Genomic DNA, 6,941 nt, shown 5'->3' with positions numbered 1-6,941 from the left:
TTCGAAGTTTTTACTAGAAGTAGAGACATATGTGTGTGATGGGATAACTGTTGTATTTGGTTTAGAAGATGTTGGTGGTTATGGAAGAGCATTAGCGAAATATTTAGTAGACCATGAACGAGTTGTGAAAGAAGTAAATCCAGCTTTATCATTTTTAGAACGAAAAAGCCAAGTGATGATACAAAAAAATGATAGTTGAGATGCAGAATGTGTAGCACGCATATTGGTAAACAAATTTAATCAATTGCCAGATGTAAAGCCAAACGATTTATTTTGGTCGATACAACAACTAGTATCAAGAAGGAATGCATTAGTAAAAGCACAAAGTGCGTTAAAGAATCAACTACATATTCAATTAAACCATCATTATCCAAGCTATAAAAAGTTTTTCTCAGAGTTAGATGGGAAAACAGCATTAGCGTTTTGGCAGCAATATCCGTCACCCTCTTGTTTAGAGGGGGCGAATATAAAGCAATTAACAGCTTTTTTATTAGATGTTAGCAACAATACATGTTCAGTAAAGAAAGCAAGCGACATATTAAAACTTGTAAAAGAAGATGGACATACAATGAAGGAATATCAAGAAACACGAAACTTTTTAGTAAGAAGTATTGTACGGGAGATTGAGTTTAAAAAGACAGAAATGAAATACATCGAGAGAGAATTAAAACAGCTAGTAAAACTACTAGATTATCAATTAGAAACGATGCCGGGAATAGAACTTGTGACGGCATCAGCATTAATTGCAGAAATTGGAGATGTAAGAAGATTTTTAAATGCGAACAAATTAGCAAGATTTGCGGGGATTGCGCCTGTTTACTTTGGTTCTGGTGGGAAAGGTAAGACACATAAAAGCAAACAAGGAAACAGGGCGCTACACGCTTTATTTTATAATTTAGCAGTACAGCAAGTGCAAGTAGCAAAAGGCAGTAAGATGCCAAGAAATCCAGTGTTTCATGCGTACTATCAAAAGAAGCTTAAAGAAGGAAAAACAAAAGGACAAGCATTGGTATGTATTATGAGAAGGCTTGTAAACATTGTATATGGCATGATGAAATATAAAACGGCATATGAATTGCCGATAGTAGAAGAAAAAGAAGTAGTTTAATAAGGTTTACATGGTTTGCTTTTTTATTGTGAGGGTTTAAGATTACAACATAGGGTACGGGTAATTCCAGTAAGATAGTCAATGAGGCTAATTTAAATAATATAGATGAATTTATAAATGGGACTAAGAAATTTGATGATGTTATTAATGATTATGTAAAGTTGTACAGTGAAAAAATTATATCAAATAAAACGTGGTCATGGAATAAGTCACTTCACGGTGGAGCTAATTTAACGGCTCGTCAAAAAAGAATGATTAAGGAAAAAGCAGTTGCAGATGGTTTGGTTCCTGATGTGAAGGTTATTAAAGCTGATGGAATGAGATACGGATTTGCCGATTTTAAGAGTGCTGGGCTTGTTGTAGAGACAAAGCAACTTCCAGAAAGGCTATGGTTAATGTCAGACGAAGAGCAATTTAAATGGCTCGATAATGCAATAGGTGGACGACCGGAAGGTATGACATGGCATCATACTGAAGTACCGGGTAAAATGGAGTTGGTTCCTTTTGGAATACACAATATTACGATTCACAATGGTGGAAGGTCGGCCGGAATGTGGGCCGATGCTCCTAGATAGTAAACTAAAGAAAGAGGTAAAAACATGAAAATAAAACAGGATACTATTGTAAAACCATTACCTTCAGAAGAGTTAATAAAAAAACATGAAAATTTTTGGAGATTAAAACTACCAGGTTCATTTTTAGATTTTATTAAAGTGTATAATGGTGCAGAAGTTGAAGAAGCTACATTTGTATGTGATAATCGTAGTTATGCGATAGAAAGGTTTTTATGTATGCTGGATGACATTGAAAATAACCCTAAAGGGATCTATGATATTGATGTTGTATTTTCACAGATAGAGGAAAGATTAACTGATAATGAAGATTTATTAGGTGCAGAGGTATTACCAATAGCTAGTATATTTGCAGGGGATTTTGTATGCTTGGATTTTAGAGAAAATAAAGAGAATCCATCGGTGTGTGTATGGTCTCATGAAGAGTCAGGAGAGTTTGAACCAGTGTTTTATAAAATAGTAGATAACTTTACTGAGTTTTTAGAGGTACTACAATAAAACTTGGTACAATGACTTTGTAAGTAATATAACAAGACTTAATATTTGGTATTAAAGTTAAAGACATATAAGAAAAAGAATGAATAAGCTGTTAAAAAGTAAGTACTCCATGATGGTTGTACCATCATGGAGTACTGTGTGCAATGATAGAATAGAAAATAAAGTACGAGCTTAGGCGAGATGACATTTTAATGGGTGATGAATATAAACACATGGAATGTATATTAAACTAACGAACTCGTACAAACTCGTAAGTTTTAATATAGTATTTGTCATGATGTACAAAAGGTGTCATACTGTTACTACAAAACTTACAAATTTACTGCTACTTAAAAACATATGAACTTAAAGCACTTGATTGTCTCCGAAAGGCAACGAGTGCTTTTTATGTTTTAGGATCAAAACATAAAAAAGTATGATTATTTTCAAAGTGCACGAAACGAGTTTTCATCCAAATATATAATCATTCTAAGATAGAAAAAATTTCATACTCGACCGTATGTATTTCTCTACTATCCAAAAAACAAGCAGGAAACAATATACAGTTTAGATATGGAAGATATGGAAGGGATTGACGAAGACGAGACTGATCGTCAATGAAATGGTGTCGGATACATCGGTCGTTATGAAGGATAGCTAGGATAAGCTATTTATAAATGGAAGAAGAGCGTTTTGCTTGTCTTTCTTCCTAAAAGAAAAGACACCCGCAGGTGCCTTTTCTTTTAGTAGAATGATCGCTTATTTTTTAGCTTCAAAAAAATAAACAAAAGGTTTTTCTTTATTTTTTTCTTTCACTATAACAGCTTCATCTTGTTGTTCGGATTTTATTGTAACTTGAATTTTAGCATCTTTAGGTAACTTTTCTAACATACTTTCAGAGACGACTTGTGTATAAGCGAGTAATTCTGATTTACCATTAAATTTGATTACAGTATCTAAAGTGAGTGTATCTAATTTCTCATTATTATAAGTTACAACAGCTTTAACAGGATAATAATCTTTTTTATAGAATTCACTTATGGCATCGTTAAATTCATCTAATTTTTTCTTATCGGTATCATGTGCTTTTTGAAACTCATCAGAAGGATAAATAAACTTTTGTTCGTGCATACTAGTCCATTGTGATATATTTTTTTCATTTTGTTGTACGGTTGTACTAGAAATAAACACACCTGGTTTTATAGATGTGATTGGTTCTTGTTTGAATACAGCAAATGTGATAGGAACATTTTTGAAATTTTTATTGCTATGAATAAGCTGTAAAACATGATTTGACATTTCGGTTGCTTTTGTCATAGCCTCTTCATTTGAATGATCAGCAGTCATAGCTAAACCTATTATGATGCCTGCTAAACTTAATTCTCCTGCATCTTTTCTTGTAAAATAATCATGCTCTATAATGTTAGATACGTATGGAACTTCTTGCTTTTTAAGTAATTCATGTATCTTTTTTTGAGAAATAAATTCCCCTCTTTGTAGATAATGCGTTTCTCTATCGAATTGTTTCGATGCAATATGAAATAAGCCTTCTTCAAAGGCAGTTACATCTAATTTGGAATTCGTAGCTTGATTGATTTCTCCGCCTAAAATCTGTTCATTCAAAGGAATGACAGTTTTGAAGTAATTGTCAGAAACATTATACTTTGGAATGATCTTTTTTTCTTGGTGCTTTTCAGTTACTACCTCTTCTTTTTTTGTACTTATACTACAACCGCCTATTGATAAGCTCAAAGAGACTAATAGTATTGGTAAAAATTTTTTCTGCATATTTTATAACCACCTTCAAAATGTAACGCTTTCTATATTATAAACTAAAATCTTAATGAAAGGATTAGAAAAAACAAATATTATTTCGTAAAGCTGATGCGAATATTTGGGCTTGTGAAAGTTGTATGAATGAAGTAGTAAGAATCATGTCACCATTTTAAAATGACATAGAGAAGGGAGGGGATACACGAAGTATATAAAAGCATCGTAACAAAATCGTTAGAGTTAAATGTATAGCAACTTGGAATGACGAAAACGATCTGCATAAGTAAGGAGAAAGAAAAAACCCTGTAAAGGGAACAGGGTTTTTACAAAGATTTTTCAGTTAAGGGAACATATGACCTTGCAACGATACTATATCATGTGTCAGTATTATAGACTTGTAGATGTTTTGACAATTTTGAGAACAAAAAGAATCGTTGCGGGGTTTATTTGTTTTTATAGTTCTAGAAAGTTGGAATTAAGACCAAATCCAGCGGTCACTCTGTACATTTGATGTTTTCGTTTCAGTTATTTTTTCCATATTTACTTCGTCCGTTTCAAACTGATCACTTCTGAACCATTGCATGATGTTTTTTACTTTTACTGTATCGCCAATGTTAAATTTATTATTCGATGTTAAGGCAACATGTACTGTCAGAGGGTTTCCTTCCTTATTTGGGTATGTAACTACTACAAAATCTTGTGATTCATTTGTATCATAAGGGAGGTTATATTGTTTTGTAATTGTACCAATTACATATGTTGGTGTGCCTTGTTGATTGTAATGAATTCCCGGCGTGAATGAATCATCTTCGTTCACTTTTTCTACTACATTTGCTCTCATATATGTAGCCATATTTCTCCATAGTGTACCAGTTGCTTTTACTGTATCACCTACTTTAAATGTATGAGTCGGGTTGTCCAGTATAATTTGCATCATATGGTCCATATGGTCATTATATTCTTTAGATTGAATATAAATTGCACCATCTACCACTTCGACAATACGCCCTTGAATTGTATCTAATTCAACAGAAGCTGCACTAGCTTTTGGAATTTCTAAACTTGATACATTTACACCTGCAAGTGTTGTAAGTCCTAACGCACTAGCTAAAATCACTTTTTTAATATTCATTTTATAACCTCTCTATTCGTGTTGTATTTGAAGGTTGTTATGTATTTTCATCAACCTGTAATCATTATAGTTACAACTAAGAAAAATATCAACTATATTTTTCATGTATTTTTACATATCACTAAATTCTAAAATTGAAATAAACTGTTGCAAAAGAGAGGATGCAGTTCCTTTTCATGATTCATTGTACTTTGTTTAAATTTGAAAGATGTAAAGAGGACTATTTTTTAGGATAACAGCGTGTCTATAAGGTCTTTTTAGTACGATTTTGAGTAAATATCCTATATGTTTTTACTCAAAATAATTTTAATAAAAAATAAGCAAGTTTTGTAATTTGTTACATATATTTTAGTGAAAGGCCTTTCACCATTTTATCACCTAGGGGGCAATCATAATGAAATTTTTGTCTTACCTTACAGCGGTTTTGGTGATTTTAGGCGGTTTGAATTGGTTAGGTGTGGCATTGGATTATAATGTAATTGAGAATTGGTTTGGGTCTATGCCAGCCCTTGTTGATACGATTTATTGGTTATTTGGTCTTTCCGCTCTTTATCAAATTTATGATCGGTTCTTTACGAATAGTTAGCAATTTTTATATAACTAGAGTGTTAGGTAGAAGGAATGGCCTAACACTCTTTTTTGTATGTTTATGAAATCGTCCGCATCTGCAAACGATTCCAATGCGTCTTAAGTTGTAATGAAGCGAAATGAATTGACTGAATATTCTATATAGGTTATAATTCAGGAAATTTTAATAATATAGAATGTAAGAAAGTAGGAGGTCATCTAGGTGATGAAGCGGGGGTATAATTTTTCAGCAGGGCCATCAGTGCTCCCTTTGCCAGTGTTAGAAAAAGTGCAAGCGGAGCTTTTAAATTATAATGGGACAGGTATGTCTATAATGGAAATAAGTCACCGATCTTCATATTTTCAAGAGATTCTCGAAGAAACAAGTAGTCTGCTTCGAGAATTAATGCATATTCCAGATTCATATGATGTTTTATTTTTACAAGGGGGAGCATCTTTGCAATTTTCAATGGTTCCACTGAATGTAATGAATGAACATAAAAAAGCCGGATATGTACTAACAGGAACATGGGCTAAAAAAGCATTGCAAGAGGCGAAAAAAGTCGGAGAAGCTGTTGTTGTCGCTTCTTCTGAGGAAGATAAATTTACGACAATTCCTTATATCAGTGCTGCCATGATTCCTTCAAACTTAGACTACATACATATTACAACGAATAATACAATCGAAGGAACAAAGTATGTAGAAATACCACAAGTTGCAACCATTCCGCTTGTTGCTGATATGTCTTCTAATATTTTATCGGAAGAATATGATGTGAATCAGTTCGGGGTAATTTACGCAGGAGCGCAAAAAAATCTAGGCCCTGCCGGATTAACAATTGCAATTGTGAAAAAGGAGCTAGTGGGGAAAGCAAAGGCTTCTTGTCCAGTTATGTTAAACTACGAAACTTATAGTAAAAATAATTCTTTATATAATACACCTCCGTCTTTTAGTATTTATGTGACAAAGCTCGTATTAGAATGGTTAAAAGAACAGGGCGGGGTATCGGCAATGGAACAACAAAATAGAAAGAAAGCAGCACTTCTGTATCAATTTTTGGATGAATCACAATTATTTACTTCACCAGTTGATCCAAAATATCGTTCCCTTATGAATATTCCTTTTACAACACCATCGAAAAAATTGAATGAACAATTTTTACAAAAAGCAAAAGAAATGGGACTTGTAACATTAAAGGGGCATCGTTCTGTCGGCGGTATGCGAGCAAGTATTTACAATGCAATGCCGATGGAAGGAGTGCAAAAATTAGTAGCGTATATGAAGGCTTTTGAGTTAGAGAATAGATAGGGG

At 33.1% G+C, this 6,941-nt stretch carries 6 protein-coding genes and 3 pseudogenes; 7 read left to right on the top strand and 2 right to left on the bottom strand.

The annotated features are described in order from the left end of the window. The 5 genes and pseudogenes from MR063_RS19695 to MR063_RS22245 all read left to right on the top strand — a co-directional run. A pseudogene (locus tag MR063_RS19695) lies at window positions 1-1,108 on the top strand (IS110 family RNA-guided transposase); the annotation flags it as partial. A gap of 161 nt (window positions 1,109-1,269) precedes the next feature. Next, the gene (locus MR063_RS19690; protein ID WP_179204846.1) at window positions 1,270-1,683 is read left to right on the top strand and encodes an HNH endonuclease signature motif containing protein; all 414 of its coding nucleotides are present in this window, start codon (window positions 1,270-1,272) and stop codon (window positions 1,681-1,683) included. Between the two features lie 24 nt (window positions 1,684-1,707). Further along, window positions 1,708-2,178, top strand: a complete 471-nt coding sequence (locus tag MR063_RS19685; protein WP_086385171.1) for an SMI1/KNR4 family protein — start codon at window positions 1,708-1,710, stop codon at window positions 2,176-2,178. A 223-nt stretch (window positions 2,179-2,401) separates the two neighbouring features. Beyond that, window positions 2,402-2,597 (top strand): annotated as a pseudogene (locus MR063_RS22010) (hypothetical protein). A gap of 82 nt (window positions 2,598-2,679) precedes the next feature. Beyond that, a pseudogene (locus tag MR063_RS22245) lies at window positions 2,680-2,775 on the top strand (immunity protein YezG family protein); the annotation flags it as partial. 141 nt (window positions 2,776-2,916) lie between these two features. Here MR063_RS22245 and MR063_RS19680 read toward each other — a convergent pair. Both MR063_RS19680 and MR063_RS19675 read right to left on the bottom strand, forming a co-directional pair. After that, the gene (locus MR063_RS19680) at window positions 2,917-3,945 is read right to left on the bottom strand and encodes a CamS family sex pheromone protein (protein ID WP_242200919.1); all 1,029 of its coding nucleotides are present in this window, start codon (window positions 3,943-3,945) and stop codon (window positions 2,917-2,919) included. Between the two features lie 460 nt (window positions 3,946-4,405). Next, entirely contained in the window at window positions 4,406-5,062 is a 657-nt protein-coding gene (locus MR063_RS19675; protein WP_242200918.1) for an ATP synthase F0F1 subunit alpha, read from the bottom strand. A gap of 394 nt (window positions 5,063-5,456) precedes the next feature. On the opposite strand from MR063_RS19675, the gene MR063_RS19670 reads away from it, so the two are divergent. Further along, window positions 5,457-5,648, top strand: a complete 192-nt coding sequence (locus tag MR063_RS19670; RefSeq protein WP_012094544.1) for a DUF378 domain-containing protein — start codon at window positions 5,457-5,459, stop codon at window positions 5,646-5,648. A 207-nt stretch (window positions 5,649-5,855) separates the two neighbouring features. Continuing rightward, window positions 5,856-6,938: a 3-phosphoserine/phosphohydroxythreonine transaminase gene (gene serC, locus MR063_RS19665; protein ID WP_242200922.1), complete on the top strand. Its 1,083-nt coding sequence runs from the start codon at window positions 5,856-5,858 to the stop codon at window positions 6,936-6,938. Window positions 6,939-6,941 lie beyond the last annotated feature (3 nt).

This window comes from Bacillus cereus group sp. BfR-BA-01492, from assembly GCF_022662815.1.
Lineage (GTDB): Bacteria > Bacillota > Bacilli > Bacillales > Bacillaceae_G > Bacillus_A > Bacillus_A cereus_BD.
Note: the sequence above shows the minus strand (reverse complement) of the source record. Positions and strands in the feature narration are given on the sequence as shown.